Source organism: uncultured Tenacibaculum sp., assembly GCF_947494125.1.
In the GTDB taxonomy this organism is placed as follows: domain Bacteria; phylum Bacteroidota; class Bacteroidia; order Flavobacteriales; family Flavobacteriaceae; genus Polaribacter.
Window position 1 is genome coordinate 257,292 of the sequence record NZ_CANLTU010000003.1, and the last position, 22,178, is coordinate 279,469.

The 22,178-nt window shown below is 28.8% G+C and carries 22 protein-coding genes; 9 read left to right on the plus strand and 13 right to left on the minus strand.

Going from position 1 to position 22,178, the window contains the following annotated elements:
* Positions 1-29 precede the first annotated feature (29 nt).
* The 4 genes from Q0881_RS07915 to Q0881_RS07930 all read right to left on the minus strand — a co-directional run bounded on the left by Q0881_RS07915 (position 30) and on the right by Q0881_RS07930 (position 3,383).
* Positions 30-386: an Ig-like domain-containing protein gene (locus tag Q0881_RS07915; RefSeq protein ID WP_299158652.1), complete on the minus strand. Its 357-nt coding sequence runs from the start codon at positions 384-386 to the stop codon at positions 30-32.
* 211 nt (positions 387-597) lie between these two features.
* Positions 598-1,263: a response regulator gene (locus tag Q0881_RS07920; RefSeq protein ID WP_299158655.1), complete on the minus strand. Its 666-nt coding sequence runs from the start codon at positions 1,261-1,263 to the stop codon at positions 598-600.
* Between the two features lie 2 nt (positions 1,264-1,265).
* Positions 1,266-3,137, minus strand: coding sequence for a tetratricopeptide repeat-containing sensor histidine kinase (locus tag Q0881_RS07925; RefSeq protein WP_299158657.1), 1,872 nt, complete (start codon positions 3,135-3,137; stop codon positions 1,266-1,268).
* A gap of 63 nt (positions 3,138-3,200) precedes the next feature.
* On the minus strand, positions 3,201-3,383 hold the full coding sequence (locus tag Q0881_RS07930; RefSeq protein ID WP_299158659.1) for a hypothetical protein: 183 nt from the start codon (positions 3,381-3,383) through the stop codon (positions 3,201-3,203).
* 364 nt (positions 3,384-3,747) lie between these two features.
* On the opposite strand from Q0881_RS07930, the gene Q0881_RS07935 reads away from it, so the two are divergent.
* Positions 3,748-4,329 (plus strand): hypothetical protein, encoded by a 582-nt coding sequence (locus tag Q0881_RS07935; RefSeq protein WP_299158662.1) that lies wholly within the window; start codon positions 3,748-3,750, stop codon positions 4,327-4,329.
* Positions 4,330-4,478: 149 nt separating this feature from the next.
* Here Q0881_RS07935 and guaB read toward each other — a convergent pair whose 3' ends face one another.
* Positions 4,479-5,954 carry an IMP dehydrogenase gene (gene guaB / locus Q0881_RS07940; RefSeq protein ID WP_299158665.1) on the minus strand — a complete coding sequence of 492 codons (1,476 nt, stop codon included), beginning with the start codon at positions 5,952-5,954 and terminating at the stop codon, positions 4,479-4,481.
* 192 nt (positions 5,955-6,146) lie between these two features.
* On the opposite strand from guaB, the gene Q0881_RS07945 reads away from it, so the two are divergent.
* The 4 genes from Q0881_RS07945 to Q0881_RS07960 all read left to right on the plus strand — a co-directional run bounded on the left by Q0881_RS07945 (position 6,147) and on the right by Q0881_RS07960 (position 11,219).
* Complete coding sequence (locus tag Q0881_RS07945) at positions 6,147-7,307, plus strand: imelysin family protein (RefSeq protein WP_299158668.1); 1,161 nt, start codon at positions 6,147-6,149, stop codon at positions 7,305-7,307.
* Between the two features lie 63 nt (positions 7,308-7,370).
* A complete protein-coding gene (locus Q0881_RS07950) occupies positions 7,371-8,765 on the plus strand; it encodes a di-heme oxidoredictase family protein (protein ID WP_299158671.1) in 1,395 nt (464 codons plus the stop codon).
* Positions 8,766-8,767: 2 nt separating this feature from the next.
* The gene (locus Q0881_RS07955; protein ID WP_299158674.1) at positions 8,768-9,892 is read left to right on the plus strand and encodes an imelysin family protein; all 1,125 of its coding nucleotides are present in this window, start codon (positions 8,768-8,770) and stop codon (positions 9,890-9,892) included.
* A complete protein-coding gene (locus tag Q0881_RS07960) occupies positions 9,879-11,219 on the plus strand; it encodes an HTTM domain-containing protein (RefSeq protein WP_299158676.1) in 1,341 nt (446 codons plus the stop codon). Before Q0881_RS07955 ends, Q0881_RS07960 begins: the two co-directional genes overlap by 14 nt.
* Before the next feature lie 10 nt (positions 11,220-11,229).
* On the opposite strand, the gene Q0881_RS07965 is transcribed toward Q0881_RS07960, so the two are convergent.
* The 6 genes from Q0881_RS07965 to Q0881_RS07990 form a co-directional block, all read right to left on the minus strand.
* The gene (locus tag Q0881_RS07965; RefSeq protein WP_299158678.1) at positions 11,230-11,724 is read right to left on the minus strand and encodes a hypothetical protein; all 495 of its coding nucleotides are present in this window, start codon (positions 11,722-11,724) and stop codon (positions 11,230-11,232) included.
* Entirely contained in the window at positions 11,725-12,261 is a 537-nt protein-coding gene (locus tag Q0881_RS07970) for an FMN-binding protein (protein WP_299158680.1), read from the minus strand.
* Between the two features lie 103 nt (positions 12,262-12,364).
* Positions 12,365-13,531 (minus strand): porin, encoded by a 1,167-nt coding sequence (locus Q0881_RS07975; protein ID WP_299158682.1) that lies wholly within the window; start codon positions 13,529-13,531, stop codon positions 12,365-12,367.
* A 148-nt stretch (positions 13,532-13,679) separates the two neighbouring features.
* Positions 13,680-15,194 carry a bifunctional metallophosphatase/5'-nucleotidase gene (locus Q0881_RS07980; protein WP_299158684.1) on the minus strand — a complete coding sequence of 505 codons (1,515 nt, stop codon included), beginning with the start codon at positions 15,192-15,194 and terminating at the stop codon, positions 13,680-13,682.
* A 31-nt stretch (positions 15,195-15,225) separates the two neighbouring features.
* Positions 15,226-16,032, minus strand: a complete 807-nt coding sequence (locus Q0881_RS07985; RefSeq protein WP_299158686.1) for a hypothetical protein — start codon at positions 16,030-16,032, stop codon at positions 15,226-15,228.
* Positions 16,033-16,038: 6 nt separating this feature from the next.
* Positions 16,039-16,896, minus strand: a complete 858-nt coding sequence (locus Q0881_RS07990; RefSeq protein ID WP_299158688.1) for a hydroxymethylglutaryl-CoA lyase — start codon at positions 16,894-16,896, stop codon at positions 16,039-16,041.
* 201 nt (positions 16,897-17,097) lie between these two features.
* On the opposite strand from Q0881_RS07990, the gene Q0881_RS07995 reads away from it, so the two are divergent.
* The 3 genes from Q0881_RS07995 to Q0881_RS08005 are packed head-to-tail and all read left to right on the plus strand — an operon-like array spanning position 17,098 to position 19,244.
* Positions 17,098-17,664, plus strand: a complete 567-nt coding sequence (locus tag Q0881_RS07995; protein ID WP_299158691.1) for an RNA polymerase sigma factor — start codon at positions 17,098-17,100, stop codon at positions 17,662-17,664.
* Positions 17,654-18,184, plus strand: coding sequence for a hypothetical protein (locus Q0881_RS08000; protein ID WP_299158693.1), 531 nt, complete (start codon positions 17,654-17,656; stop codon positions 18,182-18,184). The genes Q0881_RS07995 and Q0881_RS08000 overlap by 11 nt, the downstream gene beginning before the upstream one ends.
* On the plus strand, positions 18,171-19,244 hold the full coding sequence (locus Q0881_RS08005) for a hypothetical protein (RefSeq protein ID WP_299158695.1): 1,074 nt from the start codon (positions 18,171-18,173) through the stop codon (positions 19,242-19,244). Before Q0881_RS08000 ends, Q0881_RS08005 begins: the two co-directional genes overlap by 14 nt.
* Here the strand turns inward: Q0881_RS08005 and Q0881_RS08010 are convergent.
* Complete coding sequence (locus Q0881_RS08010) at positions 19,234-19,893, minus strand: lysoplasmalogenase family protein (protein ID WP_366139557.1); 660 nt, start codon at positions 19,891-19,893, stop codon at positions 19,234-19,236. The genes Q0881_RS08005 and Q0881_RS08010 overlap by 11 nt on opposite strands.
* A 47-nt stretch (positions 19,894-19,940) precedes the next feature.
* Here Q0881_RS08010 and Q0881_RS08015 point away from each other — a divergent pair, with 47 nt between their 5' ends.
* On the plus strand, positions 19,941-20,666 hold the full coding sequence (locus tag Q0881_RS08015; RefSeq protein ID WP_299158699.1) for a head GIN domain-containing protein: 726 nt from the start codon (positions 19,941-19,943) through the stop codon (positions 20,664-20,666).
* An 84-nt stretch (positions 20,667-20,750) separates the two neighbouring features.
* On the opposite strand, the gene Q0881_RS08020 is transcribed toward Q0881_RS08015, so the two are convergent.
* Positions 20,751-22,088 carry a hypothetical protein gene (locus Q0881_RS08020; RefSeq protein ID WP_299158700.1) on the minus strand — a complete coding sequence of 446 codons (1,338 nt, stop codon included), beginning with the start codon at positions 22,086-22,088 and terminating at the stop codon, positions 20,751-20,753.
* Between the last annotated feature and the right edge of the window lie 90 nt (positions 22,089-22,178).

A 22,178-nucleotide genomic window follows, 5' to 3' on the forward strand; every position in this document is an offset into this window, starting at 1 on the left:
TTATAACATTAAAATACTGCAAGTATGTTTTAAAAAACAGATTCAATATTTATTGTAATTATAGCAGATGCTTTTAAGTTAGTATCTGATACTTCTACCTCTATTATAAATTTATCCTCAACAAGTTTTTTTGTTTCTGGTTTTACTCTTAATGTTCCATCTTCTGATATCATAAAAAAATTACTATCATCCTTTTTTATTGAGAATGTTAATGCATCATCTTCTAAATCTGTTGCTATTATTTTTAATGTTATTATCTCATTTTCTTTAACTTTAAATGTTTGTTCTTTTATAATTGGTGCTGTATTTACAATAGCATTATCCTTTGAACACGAAGCAAATTGAATTAATAAGAATAGTGCGAATAACGTGGTGATTTTTTTCATTTTATATTATTTATATGTTTTTTGCACACAAACGTATAGCATACCTTTTGTTATTAATTAATTTTATTTCCCAGCGTCCTTTTTTTATTTCCAGATATAAAAAATGCTGTTAGTTTGTATACTAACAGCGTAATTATTTACTTATTTTCTAATCGCTTTAATTAATCATATACTATTTAAAACATCTCAAATACGATCAATAATACTTGTTCTAAATCAATCCAAAATCTTTAGTAATTGCTATTAACTGAGTAGGATTATTTGCATTAAAACTTTCTTTTAATATTTTTAATCTTTTTTCAATAGAACTAATACTATTCGGTTTGATTTCTTTTATTTTTAACTCTTTACTAATTTCTTTTTGGTCTAGTCCATTTGCTAATTTCTTTAATAATATCACATCATAATCTGTAATTTCAAAACTCTCTTTTTGTTTTAAAACATGCGATAATTTTGGAGATATAAAAAACGTATTATTATCTATATCTTGAACTGCTTTTTTTAATTCTTTTTCTCCATGTATTGATTTCCATACATAAGCATTTATTTTTAGTTTATTACACAGTTGTTGCACCCTGTATGGTTTATCTTCTACAGAAAAAACAATTGTTTTTAATAATGGTTGTATTTTTTTCGCTTCTAGTATTAAATCTTCTCCTGTATGCAATCGTTGCGGATTTGGATTTTCTAAGAATGATAAATCACTAATTAGTAAATCAAAAGGTTCTTTATCTAGCCATGCTTTCTTTAACTTTAAAAATGCTTCATCGCAATATTTTGCGTATTCAATTATTGGAATTTCTATACTCTTTAATGCTGATTTTATTCCGCTAGACATAAAATCTGCGTCTTCTGCTATCAATACTTTCTTAAACATAACTACTTTTTAAACTGAAACTTAACTTGAAAACCTTTTTGTGTTTCTAATTCAAAAATAATAGTTCCTTTAATCGATTTAATACGGGTTTCCATATTTTGCAACCCACTTTTTATTTTTAAAGTATCTATTCCTATTCCGTTATCCTTATATTGTACCTGTATAGTATCCTTTGTAATTGAAAATGTAATTATTACTAAACTTGCTTGGCTATGTTTCTTCATGTTTACCAGCAATTCTTGCAATAGTCTATATAAAACTATTTGCTTTTCTTTACGTAAAATATTTACATGAACTTCAGTTAATCCTTTGTTCATTATTTTACAGGTATCTGTTGTAAAATCTACAAACAATTGTTTTAAAAAATCTTCAAATAAATATCCTGTAATTACTGGGCTATTTTCATGTGAAATATTTCTGGTTAGTGAATATATTTTTTCTAAATCGTATAGTATAGAAGTATCTTCTCGTTCTTCTTTTTGCAATTTATTCATAACTAAATACATATCATTCGCTAATACATCATGAATTTTTTTAGCCAATCGAGTTTCTGTATTATAAACTTCTATAATTTTTTCTTTTTTAGTTTTCTCTCTCTTGTAGAAAAAATAAGTTATAAATCCTAAAAATGATGTGAGCCCTATAAAAAACCATTGTTGTTTTTGTGATTTTTGTTGTTCCGCTATTAATTTATTTTCAATAGCCTTTTTCTCATTTTTTTCACTTTCATACTTTATTAAAGCATATTTATATTGCGATTTCTCTTTTGCTAATTGCAAGCTATCACCTATTCTAATTCTCTCATTTAAATAAACAAATGTCTTTCGAGGTTCTTCTTTTGAAGTAATTTTATCTATAGCTTCCATAACGTCATAGGGGCTTTTCTCTTTCTTAGAAACCTTATACATTTTATAAGCATAATCTAATGATTTCCTATTATCTAAGCCATCATAATAATCTGATAAATGTGAATAACTAGCCATTAAACCGTTAAAGTCTTTTTTATCTTCTCTAATTAATTTAGCCTCAATAAATTGGAACAATACTTTGTTTTTATAATTTCCCAACCACCTTGTATATGCTAAATTATCAATAACTCTAGCTTTACTTTTTAATTTTTTTCTATAATTAACAGTATCTAATAAACTCTCAAAAATGATTATTGCATCTTGAAATTTTTTATTATATCGTAGTGCATTAGCTTTAGCATTTAAATAAATATATGTTTGATCAGATTTACTATTTATCGCATAATCATAATTTTCTATTGCTTCATTATAAAAACCTCTTTTCTTATAATTTACTCCAATATTATAATAAGTCCTAGCTATATCCTTTTTATTTTTTTTATTAAAATGACTTAAAGCTTCTGTATATGTTTTATTACTTAATATTAAATCTCCAAAACTAGACTCTAATTGAGCTAAAACTCTATATATTTTCCCTACAATTAAACTATCTTTTAATATTATAAATTCCTTAAGACTTTTTCTATAATATATATAAGCTGAATCTTTTATACCTTTTTTTGAATAATAATTCCCTAAATTAAATCTGCTTTTACCTTTATACTTAACGTCATTTAACTTTATCGATTTTTTTTCTATTTCTTTTAAATAAAAAAATGAATTTTTATTATTTAATCTTTTTTTTGAAAGATTAAACATCATTTCTAATGTTGATAATTTTATAGTATCATATTTTTTTTCTTTTAATATTTTTTTTATCAATAAATCTTTTTCTTCATAATCTAAATTAGTAGTTTCTATATTAGCTTTGAACTTATCCTTTTCATTATTAAAATCTTTTTTTAAACAGCTATTTATTATAGACATTAATAATAATACAACTATGCTTTTTCTAAATTTCATCATTATCCAAATATAAAAAAGGATATGAAATATTTCATACCCTTTTTTTAAACTTATAATAATCTATTATAAATCTTCTTCTTCTATTGGATCCTCTTCTCCTCCTGTATCATCATTATTTCCTGTATCACCATTACCTGTGATATTTTGAAGCTCTTGTTCTGGAACTACTTTCTCTTCTAAATCTGTACAAGATGTAAATACTCCACTTACTACAAAAACTATGATTGTTAAAAATACTTTTCTCATTATTTAAACTTTTAAAATTATTACCCTGTCCAAGCATTTTGCTTAGATCTTGGAAGTGTTTGAGAACACTTAAAATTTTAAAAGAGTCGCGCGCCTCTTTCGCGGGAAGTGAAGATTAAAATCAGTGGCATTTAGTAGCTTCCCTTCTAAGAAAATTCACTGATTTAAAATCTATTAGAAGAATTAATTGATATCTGTTTTATTATTGACATCAACTAATTCTGAAGCAAATATTGTAGGTATTTTGAAATTACTATGGAAAATAATTAGAAAAAAAATGGAAAATATCTTTCTCTTTTACGGGTTCCCTTTTCTTTACTTTTTTCGCCCTATCTACATTTGCGAAAACCCATAAAAACCTACAATGCTCAAGGAATTATTAAAACAACTTTATTTAAATCTTGAAAACGAAATTGAAAATGACAGAAAAAATAAAACAGGAAATTTTGATTTTTTTGAAGAAAGAATTTTAAAACAAGAACGCTTTAGTAAATATAAAAATGTAAGCGTTACACCGAAAACAATGAAAAATTATTATGAGAAACATGTTGAAGGCAGAAAAAACAAATCAAAAGAGCCTACTATAGATTTAAAAAACCTAATAGCCGAATACTTAAATTATAAAAACTATGCAGACTTTGTATCGAATTTTACCCCCGCTAAATTTTCTAAAGGCAAGATTACTAAATCAGTAAAATACTCTCCTTTAAAACTATATAGAAAACTTAGTTATGAAATAACTGTAAGTTACTCTATTTTATTCATGACTATTTTCTCTCTATTTATTTATAAAAATAATTATACTACAAACAATAATTGTATTCTTTTACATGATGTGTATTATGAAAAATCTCCTTGTCCCATAAAAGTACCTATTAATAATCATGCAATAAATATTACTGTTTTAAAAAAAGAAACTGCAGAAAAAAATGCTTCTTTTTTTTAATTAAGGAAAGCTACTATTTAGTATTGAAAGAATAAAAGTATCTTTCAGATAGAGTCCCCCATCCCCCGATTAAAAACACATTTTTTTATAAAAAAACGCCATTAGTTTAATACTAACAGCGTTTAATAACTTATTATTTATAAGATATTTTATCTTCTACTATAATTAGGAGCTTCTTTGGTAATTGCAACATCATGTGGATGACTTTCGTTAATTCCACTTGCGGTAATACGAACAAATTTTCCTGTATTTTTTAAGGTTTCAATATCTTTAGAACCACAATAACCCATACCTGCACGTAATCCTCCAACAAATTGGTGAATACTTTCTTCCAATTCTCCTTTATATGGTACACGCCCTACAATTCCTTCTGGTACTAACTTTTTAATATCATCTTCTACATCTTGGAAATAACGATCTTTAGAACCTTGTTTCATTGCTTCAACAGATCCCATTCCTCTATACGATTTGAATTTTCTTCCATCGTAAATAATGGTTTCTCCTGGAGATTCTTTTGTTCCTGCTAATAACGATCCTAACATTACACAATCTGCTCCCGCTGCAATTGCTTTAGGAATATCTCCTGTATAACGAATTCCTCCATCAGCAATTACTGGAACACCCGTTCCTTTTATAGCTGCTGCTACTTCAATAACTGCAGAAAATTGTGGAAATCCTACCCCAGCAACAACACGCGTAGTACAAATAGATCCTGGTCCAATTCCAACTTTTACAGCATCTGCTCCAGCTTTCACTAAATACTTAGCAGCTTCTGGCGTTGCAATGTTTCCTACTACAACGTCTAACTGTGGAAATTTCTCTTTAACCGCTTTTAATACCTTAACAACACCTTGTGTATGTCCATGTGCCGTATCAATAATTACAGCATCTACTCCTGCCTTTACCAACGCTTCTGTTCTTTCAACAGCATCGTGTGTAACACCTAATGCAGCTGCAACACGTAAGCGACCGTAGCTATCTTTATTTGCTGTAGGTTTTAAAGTAAGCTTGGTAATATCTCTAAATGTAATTAACCCAACCAGTATATCATTATCATTAACAACTGGAAGCTTTTCAATCTTATTTTCCTGTAAAATAACTTCAGCTTGCTTTAAGGAAGTACCTTCAGCAACAGTTACTAAATTTTCAGAAGTCATAACTTCTACAATAGGACGATCGTTATTTTTTTCAAAACGCAAATCACGATTGGTAACAATACCTACCAATTTTCCTTCAGCATCAACAATAGGAATTCCTCCAATTTTATGTTCACGCATTGCTTGTTTAGCATCTAAAACAATTGCGCTTAATGATAAAGTAATTGGGTCGATAATCATACCGCTTTCTGCACGCTTAACTTTGCGCACTTCTTGTGCTTGTTGAGCAATAGTCATGTTTTTATGTAATACTCCTATACCACCTTCTCTAGCCATGGCAATAGCCATTGCAGATTCGGTAACAGTATCCATAGCAGCAGAAACTATTGGAACGTTTATCGTTATGTTTTTTGTGAATTTTGTTTGTATCGAAACTTCTCTTGGAAGTACTTCAGAGTAAGCTGGAACTAATAAAACGTCGTCGTACGTTAAACCTTCGCCTACAAATTTTGATTGATGAGCTTGCATGTGCAATTAATTTAGTGTGTTGTTAATTAATTGCGTACAAATATACTATAAATAATGCAAACTTTATCTTTAAATTAAGGTTAACATAAGTCGCTTTAAAACTTTATTTAAAATAAGTCTAAATAAAATTTGCGTAAACAAAAAACTAAATTACATTTGCATCTTATTTTAAATAAATCTAAATAAAACACAATGAATTTTAAATTTAAATCCTTATTTGTAGCTATTATTACTGCTACATTATTGGTTTCTTGTAGCGATAACAATGATGTTCCACTAACTAAAGTGAGTAAAAAACTAGTTATTGAAAACTATGCTGCTATTGTATTACAAAATTATAAAGATGCACTTACTGATGCACAAGCTTTAGAAACTGCTATTAATACTTTTGCAACTACGCCTACTGAGGCTAACTTTACTACTGCTAAAGCTGCATGGAAAACTGCAAGAGAAAGTTATGGAACAACTGAAGCTTTTCGTTTTGCTAGTGGTCCTATAGATATTGATGATGATGCTCCTGAAGGTTTATTAAATTCTTGGCCATTAGATGAAAATTATATTGATTATGTTGATACTGATGCCAATTCTGGTATTGTTAATAATCCAACTACATATCCTACAATCACAAAAGCTTCTTTATTGGGTGTTAACCAACCTGGAAGCAACGAAAAATCAGTTAGTATTGGTTACCATGCTATTGAATTTTTATTATGGGGACAAGATTTAACTGCTCCTGCTGATAAAAAAGCGGGTCAAAGAGCATATACTGATTACACGACTAAATCTAATGCAGATAGAAGAAAAGAATATTTAAAAGTTTGTGCAGATTTATTAACAGATCACTTACAGTTATTAGTTACTGCTTGGGAAGGTTCTTATAAAACTACTTTTTTAGCTTTATCTGAAGAAGTCGCTTTAAAAAACATGTTTACTGGTATTGCTATTTTAACTAAAGGTGAATTATCTGGTGAGCGCATTTTTGTTGCTTATGACAACAAGAATCAAGAAGATGAGCATTCTTGTTTTTCTGATAACACAGACAGAGATATTCGCTTGAACCTAAATGGTATTGTAAATGTTTACAATGGTACTTATAAAAATATTAGTGGCCCATCTATAAAAGACTTAGTTAATGAAGCTAAAGCTACATTAGGATCAGAAATAGCTACAGCTTTAACGGCTGCTCAAACTGCAGTAAATGCAACAGCTACTCCTTTTGACTTTGCTATTTCTGATGCAACTGAAAGACCAAAAGTTTTAGTATCTGTAAACTCATTGAACAGTTTAGGAGATAAATTTGTTGAGGGAGGAACTGCTATCGGATTAAAAATATCTGCAGAATTACCTGACTAATTAAATCATTACAAATTATAATTAATCAGAGTCTTGAAAAAGGCTCTGATTTTTCCGTATAAAATGAATACATACAAACATTTTTTATTTTTAGTATTATTAACTTCTATTATAAGTTGCTCTAAAGAAGATGTATATACTCCTTTAGTTGCTGAAGAACACGAAGAACTCTCTGGTGGAGAAACTACTATTTTTGATGGAGGCGTTAATGCTTTTGGTATACAAGCCTCTAATTTAAAAGGAGATAATGCTTTATTTTTCTTCACAGGAAATTCATTGTTTAATCAGAATTGGGTTACCGCTCCAGCATCAACGACTGCTAGAGATGGTTTGGGGCCTTACTTTAATGCTCGTGCTTGTTCTACTTGTCATTTTAGAGATGGTAGAGGTCGTGCTCCAGAAGTAATTGGTGAAATAAATCACGGATTATTATTACGTTTAAGTACTCCTGGAATAACTAGTACTGGTGCTAGCAATCCTGACCCTATTTATGGTGGTCAATTACAAGATCAATCTATTCAAAACACTACTACAGAAGGTAGCTTTGATGTTACTTATACTCCCGTATTTGTAAACTATCCTAGTGGGGAAACTGTTACTTTAAGAAAACCTAGTTATACTATTAAGAATTTAGCTTATGGAAATTTAGCTTCTAGTGTTCAAATTTCTCCAAGAGTAGCGCAACAAATGCCTGGATTAGGTTTGTTAGAAGCAATTCCCGAAGCTACTATTTTAGAATTTGCTGATGAAAAAGATGTTAATAACGATGGTATTTCTGGTAAACCAAACTATGTTTGGGATGTAGAAAAGCAAGCTGAGAGTATAGGTCGTTTTGGATGGAAAGCAAATCAACCCTCTATAAAACAACAAGTAGCTGGTGCTTTTTCTGGCGATTTAGGCCTTACCTCTTCTTTATTTCCTAATGAGAATTGTCCTGATGGTGTAGATTGTTCTCAATTTCCTAATGGCGGAACCCCAGAAGTAACAGATAAAGCTTTAAGTAGAGTTACTATTTATTCTAGTACTTTAGGTGTACCTGTTCGTAGAAATCATGATGATCAAGAAATTTTAGAAGGAAAAGAATTATTTAATTCTATTAATTGTAAAGCTTGTCATATTCCAAAAACTATGACTGGTACGCATTCTATACCTGCACTAGAAAATCAAATTATTAGACCTTATACAGATTTACTATTACATGATATGGGTAATGATTTAGCTGATAATGCTCCTGATTTTAAAGCTACTGGTAATGAATGGAGAACTCCTCCTCTTTGGGGTATAGGGTTAATTGAAACCGTTAACGGACACACTAATTTACTACATGATGGTAGAGCCAGAAATATAGAAGAAGCTATTTTATGGCATGGTGGTGAAGCTGAGAAAGCGAAACAAGACTTTGTAAATTTATCATTAACTGAAAGAAAGAAAGTATTAGACTTTATAAAATCATTATAAGAATGTTACATTTTAATAAAAAAATATTAATCGTTTTTAGTGCACTATTAATTATTACTTCTAGTTTATTTATAAGCTGCGACGATAAAGGAGTTACTGAAGATAGATATCAAATAGAATATTATAGAACAGCTCAATTAAAAAATATTTACAACAATGGAATTGTAACGTTAACTGATACGTTTGGTCAAGAAGTAATTCAATTAAAGGAAAGTATTAATAATTTAAAACAAACTACTACACTTAACAATTTAGTTAGCGCTCAAAACAATTGGAAAGATGTAATGAAAACATGGAAACAATTAGAGTTATATAATTTAGGTGCTATTCAGAATAGTTTTATTCATTTTGAAATAAATCGTTGGGAAACCAATACCAGTTTAATTAACGACTATATTGACGGAAGTGATGCTATTAACGAAACATATGTTGAATCTAAAGGGTCTTCTGCTAAAGGATTATCTGCTATAGAGTTTTTACTTTTCTCTTCAGAAAACAATCAAACTGTGTTAAACACACTTACTACTGCTTTAAATAGCCAAAGAAGATTAGACTATCTTTTAGCATTGTCTGAAAATCTTGAAAAGAAAGAAACTAAATTAAAAACACTTTGGACAAACAGTGAAGATACTTTTTTAAATTCTTTACAAAACGGTATTAGTGGTAGTCAAAACCAACTTACCAATGCTATGGTTTCTTTAATAGAGGAAATTGTTATTTCTAAACTAGGAAAACCTTTAGGTGAAAAAACAGGAGGAATAATCTCTATTAATTCATTAGAAGCTTATAGAAGTGGTTTTTCTCTTGAAATCATCAATCAGCATTTAATTGCTTTAGAAAAATGTTACTCTGGTAATTTTAAACAAAACTCTATCAAATGGGGCTATGATAATTATTTAGACTTAATTGGTTCAATTACTTTAAATGAAAAAATTAATACTGCATTTGCTAATTGTAAATTAAAGATTGAAGCTGTTAAAAACCCATTACGTGAAGAATTAATTAATAACAAACAAAATGTTGCTGAGTTACGTAGTTCTTTTACCAATTTATTAGTTTTAATAAAAGTAGATTTAGCAAATGCTATTGGATCTACAATTACTATAAGCGATAATGATGGTGACTAGTAAATTAAAATCATACTTATTAAAAAACACATCTATATTACCTCTTGCCATTTTTAGAATGGCATTTGGTTTTTTATTATGTTTTTCTTTGTTTCGTTTCTTATATAATGGCTGGATAGAAGATTGTTATACGAATCCAAATTTTCATTTTACATATCAGTTTTTTGATTGGATACGTCCTTTTAATGTTACTACCATGTATACTATTGTTATTATCTGTGCACTTTCTGCTCTTTTAATAGGTTTAGGTTTCTTATATAGGACAGCAACCATTGTATTCTTTTTTACATTTACGTACTTAGAATTAATAGAAAAATCGTGGTATTTAAATCATTATTACTTTGTATCACTCGTTGCCTTTTTACTAATTCTAGTTCCAGCAAACCGAAATTTCTCAATAGATATAAAATTATTCCCGAAGATAAAACTGAATAAAACACCCAATTGGACTGTTGATATTTTTAAACTTCAATTAGTTACCGTTTACTTTTTTGGTGGAGTAGCTAAACTAAAGCATGATTGGTTGTTTAATGCTCAACCTCTTAATATTTGGTTAAAAGCTAGAACAGACATACCAATAATCGGTTCTTTATTTGAATATGATATTACTCCTTATATTTTTAGTTGGAGCGGAATGTTGTACGATTTAATAATTCCATTTTTATTATGGACAAAGAAAACGCGTCCTATCGCTTACTTTTTTGTTGTTATATTTCATGTTTTAACACACATATTATTTAACATTGGAATGTTTCCTTGGGTAATGATTTTTGGTAGTTTAATTTTTATTACACAGCAGGAATGGAAGTCTATTTTTTCATTTATTACGTTTAAGTTTAAAGGCAATGAAATTAAAACATACGCTCCATTTAAAACACCAAAATTTATACTCTCTTTTTTAGCGTTCTTTTTTACTTTTCAAATTCTATTTCCATTACGTCATCACTTATTAACTGATAATTTATTGTGGACAGAAAATGGTTTTCGTTTTTCTTGGAATGTAATGTTAATGGAAAAAAATGGGTATACTGAATTTAGTATTATTGACAAAAATTCTACTAAGCATTGGGTTGAATATCCTTCTAGTAGATTATCTATTGTTCAAGAAAAGCAAATGAGTTTTCAACCAGATATGATATGGCAATACGCTAAATATTTAGAAAAGATATACTGTGAGAAAGGCTATAAAAATCTTGAGATTTATGTAAACTCTAAAGTTTCTTTAAATGGACGAGCATCTCAAACATTTATTGAACCCAAAAAGAATTTACTCGAAATAAAACAAATTGATGATATTTATAACTGCGTTACTAAATTACAAAATTAAAGAAGTTTTTTTAAGCTTCTTTTTTTATGCGTAATTGACTCAATATTATAAGAACAGATAATCCAAATGACATAGTCATAAATAGCCCTGAAGCCATAATAATATACTTCATCCAAGTAATTCCTGTCCACATTAAATAAATACCTCCGAAGGTTAAAACAATAGAAACAAAAGGTTCAATCATTAAAAACAATTTTACTTTTTTATTTATGCCTGTAGTAGATAAAATAGCTGCTAATAAAAAGAAAATTACCGACAGTGACAATATATGATTATGCACCATAGTTTTTATCTCTCCCTTAGACTTTTTAAACTTCATAGTACTTGCCTCTTCATCATTTTCATTTCCTAAATAGCGTTCTTCAATTCCTTTAGGATTAGAGTTTGTAGTATCTTTAACAAATGATATTCCTCCAAAAAAACCAATACTTAAAGTGCATATGAAAGCAAGTATTAATAGTTTTATTTCTTTTGGGAAAAGGTGAATTATTCCGTGAATTTGCATTTATAGCACTTTATTTTGGTGAAGAATTTCTAAATTTTTAAGAAAATTATTTACAGCAATTGTCATAGAAGAAGCTGAAATTGTAGCTCCAGATATTGCTACTATATCTTTTTCATATCTCAATTTATCTTTTGGTGTTTTACCTATAAATTGCTTTAACCAACGCTTACTTCCGATTTCTCCTCCGTAATCTTCTCGGTAAATTAATACTTTAGTTTTAGCTACAATTAAATTTTCATCTAATAAAATTAAATAGTCAAACTCATCTGTTTTACTAGGAGCCTTATCTAAAAAAGCATACCCTATTGTTTTTTCGTTTATAGCTATTTTAAATAAATTATCTTCTTTAATTTTCTCTTTTAACTGATTGTTAATTGAATCTGGAACTATTACCTTATCTAAAGTAAATTTTTCAACACTAAAAGTTTTTCTAATTTCTTTTTCAACTTTTTTCTTAAGTCTTTTAGGAATACTAAACGATACTAAACCTATCGATGTAATAATTGCCAAAAAAGGTAAAAACATTCGTATTTTCATATTGCAAAAATATTAGAATTAGTCTAAATAAAAAACAAAAATCGAACCAAATTATAAAAACTTGATTCGACTTTTGCAAATAATAACAAACTTTTAATTGGAATTAGAACCAAACACCAAAACCTAAGTTTAATTGTTTAATTGTTTGACCTCCAACTACAGCATTGTTTTTAAATTGGTAATCTGCTTTAAATGCAGCTCCTGGAGCAACTTTATAAGTTAAACCAAAAGTCCATTCATTACGATCGTAAGCAAGATTTTTAACTAATCCTCCTTCTGTTGATGCATGCGTATCATAATCTTCGTAACGTGCAAAAGCAAATAATTGTTGCTTTTTATCTTGTGGTAATAAGTTATATGCAGTTTCTAAATACCATCCTTGTAAAGCGCTTCCTAAATCAGAACCGTAATAAGCATTGTATTCTTTAGAATCTGAAACACTAGCATGAATAAACTGACCTCTAGCAGTAAAACGTTGGTATGCATAACGAGCATCTAAACCTAACATTGCAACTCCTACATCAGATCCTGCTATATCTTGAATAGCTCTTTCAGATTGAGTTCTTCCAAAATATCCAGATAAACCTAAACGTAAACCTGGTAATCCATAATAATCTAACTTACCAGAAAAGTTAACATTATTCATCATAGATTCAGCTCCTTTTTGACGTCCATTACGGAAACCGTTTGATCCTCCTAATAATTTAGAACCGTTTTTAGAAACAAATCCGTTAAACATATAAGCTTGGTAGCGTAAAGATGCTTCATCCCATCTACCTGAAACTCCTAAACCAATTTCTCTCCAAGTTGAAGGTATAATTGATTTATCCATACTTGGTCTTTCAACTCCATTGAAAGTTGTTGGCTCGTGGTATTCATTTACAATACCCATTGGTACTAACATTAAACCTGCTCTTACATTTACATTATCAGTTACACTGTACTGTAAGAAAGCTTGCTCAACATATACTTCTTTTACGTGTTCAAACTCTAATTCTGTTATGAATTGAGTTCTTTCGTTAAATTTATAACCAAATAACATTACAACTCTATGAACATCTAATTCTGCATTCTTTCCTGTTGCTCTGTTATAATGTACTTCTCCGTATCCACCAACTGTTAAACCTTTTTGATTTAAGTTTGATGATAAAATACGTTGTGCAGCATTCTGCTGACTTTGTGGGTTTGTAGGTATACTATCTTGTGGTGCAGATTGTGCATTTGCAAATAAAGATGCCCCCGCTAATAATGAGAAAAATATTTTTTTCATTTTTATTTAGATTTACTTTAAATAAGTTTTTGTTTACGGGTGCAAAAATAGTGGAGTTTATTAATTCAACAAAGTTAATTAAGATTTATTTTAAATAAACTTTAACAGTCTATTTAAAATAAATCTTAATTAATTATAAATCAATAAATTACTTATTTTCTTTCAAAAATTCTATAACAGCTTTTCTTATATCAAAGCTCAATTCTGATGATTCTGGCTTATAAACATTAAGAACTCCTGGGTTTTTATCTGATAGCATTGGAATATCAAGACCTCTAAGTAAGTAATCTGAAAAAGCTACTTTGTAAACTTTTTTATCTTCTATTACTTTTCCATTAATTACCCATTCTTCACCTGCCTTTTTAACGTTATAACGTTGTAAATAAGCTCCAGTTCCTACAGATTTTAATCCGTAGTCTAAAACTTCTTTAAGTAAACTTCCTTTAATATCAACTTTAAGAATAGCTCCTCCATATGGTAATACTCTAAATATATCAACAATATTTACATCACCTTCTAATTCGTCATCTATACGAACTGAACCTCCATTTACCAAGGCACAATCTACTTTATTATCATAAGCAAAGCTCATTGCTTTTGTTATGATATCTCCCATATTTGTTTGTACTGTTCTTATTGGTGTTTCTCTAGCATCTAAAGGAATAGTTGCTTTGTAAATTACTTCATACGGATTTGGTACAATGTCTTGTATTTTATTATTTAGAACCTTTTGCCATTTTTCTACAACAACATTTACCTTTTCATCAGGTAAAATTTGATCATTTATTTTTTTTAATTCAGATTTAAATTCAACTTTTTTTGTTGTTGGATCGTATTCAAATCTATGTATGTATACCGTTTTTGCATTAGCATCTGCCTTAGTAATAATAACCTCTCCTACCTTATCGTAACTATTTGTATGCTCATGTCCTCCCATAATTAAAGGAACATTTGGTAACATTTCAGCTATCTTTTTATCTTGAGTTATTGAAGCATGTGTTAAACCAATTACAACATCAACTTTGTCTTTGATGTCATTATAAGATCGTTCTATTTCCTTATACATGTCTCCATAATACACATAACTTCTTGGATTTGATGGAATACATACACTTATAAAACCTACTTTTAATGTTGTTCCATCTTCATTTTTAAATTCTTTTATAAATGAATCTTTTAACGATTTTTTTTCTCCGTTAACTATTTTATGAAAATACTCATGTTTACCGTCAACATTATGCAAAACATTGGCTGATATCCAATCAAACTTACTTTCATTTAATCTTTCTTGTAAGTTCGTATAACTTAAATCAAACTCATGGTTTCCAAACGCTACTAAATCAAAATTCATAGCATTCATTACTTCCACCATTTGCTTCCCTCTAACTCTAGAACCATTTACTTTCATAGTTCCTATTAATGAAGGGTTTAAAAAATCTCCTGCTAATACAAGCATTGTATTTTTATCTTCTTTTAATAACTCTTGATGTACAGTTTCTACTCTAGCCATACCTCCAAACTTACCTCCTTGAATTGGTGCTATTTCATATACGTCATTTAATTGAAGTATATTAAAGTTGATTTTACTTGTTTCTTTTTTTGAGTCACAACTAACCGTAACAATAGCTATGGCTATTATTAAAAAATATTTTATTGATTTCATTAAGCGTTTTTTTAAATTTTACTTTACAAACTTAGTGTAAGTACTTGCGTGTATTCTTTCTTATTTGTTTTCGATAAGCTACTAACTCAGGAAATTGATAAAAAAAATTTATTTTTTTGTCAGCTATTGTACGTGGCTTTCTAATTCTTCTTGATCTCAAAACAAAAGCAGTCCAGCTTTCTACAATATCTTCTTCAGGGCTTTCTGCAGCATAATCTGTTAAAAATTCTGAACGATTATTATTATACAAGTCGTATAATTTCTCTACACAATTTGCTTCTGTATAGCAGTATTTTTTCTGAATTGTATCCCACCTTTCTAACAAATTTCCTTTCCAAAATAAGTTTACAAATCTGTTTATATAACTATTCTTATAGGCTTCTCCCTCCAAGGTTAAATACAATTCTCCCTCTTTTTGTCTTTCTTTAGTAGTTGGCCTTATTTGAGTTCTATTTAAAGTTAACAAATGTCCAAACTCATGAACCATTGTGTATACAGATTCATGTAACCTTCTCTTATCCTTTGTTTTAAGATCTACATCTTTAATATCGATTTCTAACTGCCATTTATCATTTCTAGAGTTTAAAGAAACAAGAGCTCCTGTTTTCTCGTCAATTCCATCAGTCATTAAAACAATACGTTTAATGTATTTTTTTGTTAGCTTTTGAGGGAAAATTCTATTAAATTCATTCCAATAATAATTAGCTAAATCATTTTTATTAGATTTATTTTTTAATAAAATTCCATTTTTTATTTGCCATACTCCTACTCTTCTATCAATTGTTGATTGATAAAATGTAGAGAATAAGAAAAAAAGAGTTATAATTTTAAACTTCATTATTTATTAAAAAACTTCTAGTGCTTTATTATACGCACTTTCAAAACTCATTGGTTTAATATTAGTTTCAACTTTCTCAGCTGTAAAATAAGATAATAATTTTTCAGTTGGCATATTACCTGTTAATTCATCTTTTGCCATTGGACAACCTCCATACCCTTTAATTGCTCCATCAAAACGACGACAACCTGCTTTAAAAGCACTGTTTACTTTTTCGTGCCATTTTGTAGGGGTTGTATGCAAATGAGCTCCAAACTCAATTTGTGGGTAACTTGGTATCAAATTTGAATATAAATAATTGATATCCTCTGGAGTTGAACTACCAATTGTATCTGATAATGATAATATTCTAACACCTAGTTTAGATAATTTTTCAGTCCACTCTCCTACTATATCTACATTCCAAGGATCTCCATACGGATTTCCAAATCCCATTGATAAATATGCTACAACTTCTTTATTTGTTCTATTTGCAATAGCCAATACTTCCTTTAATGTATCTATTGACTGTTCTATTGTCTTATGTGTATTTCGCATTTGAAAATTTTCGGAGATTGAAAAAGGATATCCTAAATAATTAATCTCTTCAAATTGAGATGCATCATTTGCACCACGAACATTTGCAACAATTGCTAATAATTTACTTTTTGTTGTTGATAAATCTAATTTTGATAAAACCTCTGCGGTATCTCTCATTTGAGGAATCGCTTTTGGTGAAACAAAACTTCCAAAATCTATTGTATCAAAACCTACTTTTAACAATGAGTTAATATATTTTGCCTTCAACTCTGTTGGAATAAAATGACTTTTAATTCCTTGCATTGCATCCCGTGGGCATTCTATAATTTTAACACTGTCAATCATTGTGCCAAATATACATATTTAGATTCATTTTTTCTGTTCAACTTTCTCTTCATTTGAACACGATAATTTAAAACAGCTAACCTTTTAAATAACAAATATTTACATTCCAAAAACAACAAATCTCAAAAAAAAAGTTACTTTTATTAAAAATAAACTGTCACAATTTAAAAAGTAAATTGTCTCTAGTATAGAATGATTTCTTTGGAGTCTAAAAAAACACATATCAACCAACTAATCGAACGCTGTAAGAAAAACGATAGCACTGCGCAAATGCAAGTGTATGATGCCTATTATAAAGCAATGTATAATACATCATATCGTATTTTAAAAGACGAGTTTGAAGCTGAAGATTTAATTCAAGAAGCTTTTTTAACCGCTTTTTCTAAGCTACATACTTTTAAAGGTGAAGTTACCTTTGGAGCTTGGCTTAAAAGAATTGTAATTAATAAAAGTTTAACCCAACTCAAGAAGAATATTCGTTATGATGAAGTAAAAATGGAGGTAGTTTCAAACTATGAAGTTGAAGAAACAACTATAGATTATAGTTCTTTAAATGTAAAACAAGTAATGGATAGTTTACAAAGTTTAAAAAACAGCTATCGAGTTATACTTACATTAAATTTAATTGAGGGATATGATTATGAAGAAATTTCTCAAATATTAAAGTACACCAACGAAAATGTACGTACTACTATATCTAGAGCAAAAAAGAAATTAAAGCAAGTTTTACTTGCCAACACTAATAAAACACAAGTATATGGAGGATAAATTACATCAGTTTTTTGATGAAAATGATTTCGATATTTTCGAACCTCATTCTGGTCATTTAGATCGTTTTAAAAGAAAACTAGAGCAGCCTAAAAAAAATAACAAGCCAACTATATTTTGGATGAGTATTGCTGCTTCTGTTGTATTGGTCTTAGGTTTTTATCTTGGTAGCTATCAACAAAAAAGTGTTTACGATTTAGCAGATGTGTCACCAAAAATGGCAGAAGCGCAAAGTTTTTTTGTTTCAACAATTAATCAAGAATTAAAAGAAATTGAACAGTATCGAAATATTGAAACAGAATCAATAATAGAAGATTCTTTAGATGAAATTGAAGATTTAGAAGATCGCTACAAGACATTAATTACAGAGTTAACAAAGAATGTAAATAAAAGACAGATCATTCAAAAAATGATCACAAATTACCAACAAAGATTAGAAGTTTTAGAAAGACTTTTATTACAATTAGAATTACAAAAAAACCCAGCAAAATTAGAACTTAAAGACGATGAAATTATATAAATTACTTTTCTTATTTATTCTTTTTCCTACTATTTTAATAGCAAATGATGATAAGAAACATGAAAAAAGCAAAACCATAAGTAAAAACTTTACAGTTAATAAAAACGCAACTTTATACATTAGTAATAAATATGGAAACTTAAATGTTACTACTTGGAACCAAAACCGTATAGAGATTGAAGTTAAAATAACTGTAAAAGGTGATGACTTAAGTAATATTGAACAAAAATTAAATGCTATAGATGTTCACTTTGAAGCTTCAGAAAGCTTAGTTGAAGCACGTACTAAAATTGAAAGCACAAAATCTAAATGGTCTTGGTGGGGTAAAAGTAACACCAATTATAAAATTAATTATTTTGTAAAAATGCCAATAACCAATAATGCTGATTTAAATAATAAATACGGTAGTATTGAACTTGGATCTTTAGAAGGTAAGGCTAATTTAAATTGTGATTATGGAAATGTAGAAGTTGACAAACTTTTAAACGATACAAACTCTATTAATTTAGATTATTGTGGTAATTCAGAAATTAACTTTATGAAATCTGGGAGTGTTAATATTGACTACTCTAAATTACGAATTGTAAACTCTGAAGATTTAAAAGTAAATGCTGATTATTCTACTATAAAAATAGGTACCACTACAAATCTTAAATTTAATAGCGATTATGGTAGTATTTCTGTGAATAATGTTTCTACTATTGTAGGTGGTACAGACTATGCTGCTATTAAAATTGGAACGCTAAAAAAAGCGCTGAAAATTAATACAGATTACGGTAGTATTAGAGTTCAAGATATTGCCAAAGGTTTTGAAAACATTACTATTGATGGTAGCTATGCAGGTATTAAATTAGGTACTAGTAGTGATAATAATTTTAACTTTACTATAGATTTAGGATATGCTGGCTTTAATTATCCAAAAGATAATGTAGATATGTTTAAAAGCATCAAAAAAAGCTCTAAAAAGCATTATGAAGGTACTTTTGGTAAAGGAAACTCAAACTCAACCATAAATATAAAATCTAGGTATGGTGGTGTTTCTCTTAAAATTAATGATTAATTCTTTTTCTTTTAATCATAGATAAACAAATTAAGTAACGTGCAACATAATACATAGCTGTATATACAATTACGTAAACTAGATTATAGTCTAAAAATTTATTAAAAGCTATTAAAACATCGGCAGTTACAATAAGTAAAATACCAAATAAAAAGAACTTACTTTTTTTATTCATTTCATTTAAATAATTAAAGAAAGCTAAGCCTATCATTATTGCTGAAGTTATTCCCATGAATAAAAACGATAACGATATTTCTTGCAGGTATGGTTTTAGCAAAACAAAAATAGTAGTAAATAAAAGTAAACTAGGGATTACATAAATTAATAACATCTTAGGTTTTGTTTCAAACAATGCTCTTCTAGATATAACAATGTATAAAACTCTATTTGCTAAGAGTAAGAAGATTCCAAGCATCATAAAAGAATCGTCGAAAATTAAAAATGTATCTGATGCTATCGAGTTCATTAAAATTAATAAGTAGAAATAATCAATTTTTTTTGAAGTACTTAAATACAAGAACGACAAGGACATCAATGATAAAATTTTTATAATCATCTCAGTAATTGAGTTGCCCGTATCAATAAAAAACAAAGAAACAAAACACGTTAAAAAATAAGCTACACTATATAAATTAATATTCTGGGGCATATGTACAAAACTTAAATATAACCAATTTTAACTTTAAAATAAACAAAATGAAAAAACAACTTATTACAGCCATTATAATTTTACTTTCTCTTAACGTTAGTGCTCAAAGTTGGTGGAATTCTAAAAAGGTAAAAGGAAACGGAAATGTAGTTACTAAAACTAGATCTATTGGCTCTTTTGATAAAGTGAGCGTAGGTGGCTCTTTTGACGTTAATCTAGTAGATGGTACTGAAGGTAAAATAACTATTAAAGGTGAATCTAACTTACTTCCTTATATTGAAACTGAGGTAAGAAACGGTAAATTAAAAATTAAATTTAAAGAAAACACAAACATTAGAACTACAAAGCGATTAGTTGTTACTGTTCCTTTTGAAAGAATTGAAGCTGTTTCTTTAGGTGGTTCTGGAAATATTTCTGTGCAAAAACGTATGAAAGCTGACGATGCTTCATTTAATATTGGTGGTTCTGGTAATATTACTGCTAATGTTGATGCTAACAATGTAAAAGCTTCTATTGGTGGTTCTGGAAACATTAAATTAAAAGGTAAAACGGACAACTTTAAATGCTCTATTGCTGGTTCTGGTAGTGTAAAAGCTTACGATTTAGACACAAATACTTTAAAAGCTAGTATTGCTGGTTCTGGTAGTGTACAAACAAGTGTTAGCTCTAAAATTAAAGCTAGTGTAGTTGGTTCTGGTAGTGTATATTATAAAGGGAATCCTAAAATAGACAGTAATTCTATTGGTTCTGGTGATGTTATTGACAGAAACTAAGAATTAATTAAAAGAACTTAAAATAAAAACCCTCATTGAAATTATTTCAATGAGGGTTTTTATTTTATTAAGTGTAGAAAAATGTTAGTTTTTTTGTTCTAATAATTTTTCTATTTTCTCTAACCTAGCTGATAAGCTTTGTAATTTCTTTAACTCATTCTCTTGCGCTTTTATCTTCTTTTCCTGTTGAATTGTATACAAGGTTAACTCTTCTATTTTCTGTAATAACTTAGCATCCATTTCTCCTAAAAAGAAACCATCTTTTTTTACTTTCGCAGCACTTGGTATATCTTTTAAATGTCCTTTTTCTTTAATATGAGTTTCTACTTCTTTTAACGTTGGTAGCTTATAATCGTTATAAAACACAAAATCTGACCAGCCTGTTGCTTGCACTTTAATTTCTCTTGCTCCTATTGATCCTTCTACTGCTAATCTATGGCTTCCTGTAGTTGTTGTTCCTATTCCTACTTTACCATCTTTTGTTATTCTAAACCTTTCTACAGATGCTCCCGTTAAAGTTGGAGATGTAAAAATTCCAAAATCTGCTCCACTACTTCCTTGTCTCATATGCTTTAAAAAAGTACCACTAGCCCCTCCTCCTGCATTAAATCGCATAGACACTACATCATTTACACTCCCTGATAAATTAGTTAAACTTAACACGCCATTTGTTGTATCCGCACTATTTTCATTAATTGTTAATTTTGAATCTGGTTCTGTTGTTCCTATTCCTACATAACCATTATAATCAACTCGCATTCTTTCCAAAGGGGCTACAGTTCCTGAACTTAAAGTTTTTGTTGAAAATGTAATCGCACCTCCTCTATCTGCTGTAGAATAACTTCTTTCTATAAATGATATTCTATTTACAGCGTGAGGAGTACTATTTTTATAAGTTCTTCTAAAGTCAACTATTCCAGTACCAAATCCATCATAACCAACATTTGAATGGCTAGTTGTCAGATATATTAAATCTTTAACTGATGTTCTCGATTCTGTATTTACTTCTGCTATTTGAAGTTTTGCTTTAGGAGCTGTAGTTCCCATCCCAATATTACCATTATACTCTATAGTTAATTTAGCATCCGTTAAATTTGCCGAAGCACTGTTATTGGCTCCGTTATTCAAGATGTGTATTTTACCTCTAGCAGCAGCATCTTGTCTTTCAAAAGCAATAGCAGACTTTCTATAATAATTGTTCCCCGGTTCTAAATAGCCAAAATGAATACCAGTCCAAGTGCCAGAACTTATAGTACCACCAAAACTTGCTGCTAAATTATTTGGCGAAGCTGATTTAACATCTAAAGGTGTTTGAGGTGTTGTTGTTCCTATACCTATATTACCTGTAAGCTCTAACTTATTTTGAGCTCTCAAATGAAAGCATACTAATAAAACGCCAATACCTAATATTGTCTTTTTCATAATTATTTTTTTAAAAAATTTATAAATTAAGAAGAAATAAAAACACGAAAAATCCTTTAATTACCTAGCAAAATTTATTTCTTTTTAAAT